Here is a 402-nt window from a genome sequence, read left to right as displayed (position 1 = left end):
CGCTGCCTCGGGCATCGGTTACCGACTGGATGCGGCCACCGTCGGTGTAGCGATAGTCGGTGCGCGAGCCCTTGGGCGCGTTGGCGGGGGTACCCTTCTCGTCGATCTGGTTGAGCAGTTCGCCATTACCATTGACGCCCGCTGTCTTGGCGACGAGCCGGCCCTGCTGGTAGTCGTAGACGGTGCGGTTGCCGTTGCCGTCCATTTCTTCGGCCAGCTCGCCAAACTCGTTGTAAGACCGGCTACGGTGGATCTGCAGCTGGTCGGTCATGCCCGAGATCGGTGGTGCCTCCGGCCGCTGGAATTGCGGGTCGATCATCACTACTGGGGACTTGCCCAGCCGCAGCTTGCCGTAGAGCGGCTTGGCGGTCGGCAGGTTCGGGCCACGGTTCGGCGTCAGCG

1 protein-coding gene is annotated in these 402 nt (G+C 65.2%); it reads right to left on the bottom strand.

What is annotated here, in order from left to right:
- The coding region (locus PZA18_RS24345; protein WP_284103473.1) for a hypothetical protein at nt 1-402 on the bottom strand (402 nt) is incomplete at both ends.

This window comes from Parachitinimonas caeni (assembly GCF_030129945.1).
Taxonomy (GTDB): domain Bacteria; phylum Pseudomonadota; class Gammaproteobacteria; order Burkholderiales; family Chitinimonadaceae; genus Parachitinimonas; species Parachitinimonas caeni.
The sequence above is the reverse complement of the archived record's forward strand: the minus strand, read 5'-3'. Positions and strand labels throughout refer to the sequence as shown.